Here is a 1458-nt window from a genome sequence, read left to right as displayed (position 1 = left end):
CCTAGTACTCCAGTCTGGTTTCGCGATCTTGTGGCGACCCTGGCTGGGAACGGGTACGGCCACCGCGTGATCATCGGTTGGTGTGTGGACAAACGAAGATCGTGCGGTGGCCGCTGGCCATAGCGTAGACCCTGCGCGCTGGCGGGTGATGTTCGAGCAGGCCATGGCCCGGATCGCGGGCCGGTTCAGCCGAGTTGAACCCCGGGCTACCGCCCGCGCCTATCTGCTCGGGCTGCTGTCGCGTGTCGAGCGGAAGAACTGCTGGCAACTGGCCGAACAGGCCGGCCTGGCCCGACCGGGGCCGATGCAGCGTCTGCTGCGCTATGCCCGTTGGGACGCCGACTCCGTCCGCGACGACATCCGCGCCTACGCCGTTGAACACCTCGGCACCGACGGCGGCGTCCTCATCGTGGACGAGACCGGCTTCCTGAAGAAGGGCCGGGCTTCGGCGGGCGTCCAGCGCCAGTACACCGGTACCGCGGGCCGCATCGAGAACTCCCAGGTCGGGGTCTTCCTCGCCTATGCCACCAGCCGGGGGCGGACGCTGATCGACCGCCGGCTCTACCTGCCCGAGCACTCCTGGTGCACCGACGCCGAGCGCCGCCAGGCGGCGGGGATACCCGACGAGGTGCAGTTCCAGACCAAACCCCGCCTCGCCTGGGAGATGATCGCCGCCACGCTGGACGCCGGGGTGGAGGCACCATGGGTGACCGGCGACGAAGCATACGGACAGGACCCGCGGCTTCTCGCCGCTCTGGAGGCACGCGGCACCGGCTACGTGATGGCCGTCGCCTGCTCGACACGGGTGCGGATCAACCACGGCCGCACCCCCATCCGCGCGGACACCGTCGCCGGCCGCCTGCCCGCCACTGCCTGGCAGCGGCACAGCGCGGGCAACGGCGCGAAGGGCCCGCGCCACTACGACTGGGCCTGGATCCACATCGGCACCGACGAACACCGCCACCTGCTGATCCGCCGCAATCGCACCACCGGCGAACTCGCCTTCTACCTGTGCTGGTCACCCACCACGGTCACCCTGGCCGAGCTGGTCCGCGTCGCCGGCGTCCGCTGGAGCGTCGAGGAGTGCTTCCAGGCCGCCAAGGGCCAGGTCGGACTTGACCACTACCAGGTCCGCAACTGGACCGCCTGGCACCGGCACATCACCCTCGCCATGCTCGCCCTGGCCTTCCTGACCGCCGTCGCCGCAGACGCGGCACCGCAGCGGCCCACCGGCCCGCACCACCCAGCTCGCAACAGCGAACCGATCTCCTTGACCGTCCCGGAGATCCGACACCTGCTTACCGCCGTCTTCGGCCCGCCGGCCGTGACCGCCGCCAGGCTGCTGCACTGGTCAATCTGGCGCAGACGCCACCAGGCAACAGCCCGACAAAGCCACTACCAACGACGGTCCGCCAACGAACCCACCGGGTAGATCACAAAACCGCACTGGAGTACTAG

General features: G+C 69.6%; 1 protein-coding gene. It reads left to right on the top strand.

The features are described 5' to 3' along the window. The first annotated feature begins 163 nt into the window (after positions 1-163). Complete coding sequence (locus ACFW2Y_RS35850) at positions 164-1432, top strand: IS701 family transposase (protein WP_384887940.1); 1269 nt, start codon at positions 164-166, stop codon at positions 1430-1432. The last annotated feature ends 26 nt before the right edge of the window (positions 1433-1458 follow it).

Source organism: Streptomyces sp. NPDC058877 (assembly GCF_042742855.1).
GTDB lineage: Bacteria > Actinomycetota > Actinomycetes > Streptomycetales > Streptomycetaceae > Streptomyces.
Note: the sequence above shows the minus strand (reverse complement) of the source record. Positions and strands in the feature narration are given on the sequence as shown.

Coding starts and splice junctions, on each gene's coding strand:
- ACFW2Y_RS35850 (WP_384887940.1), top strand. CDS start 164: ATGGCCCGGATCGCGGGCCGGTTCAGCCGAGTTGAACCCCGGGCTACC.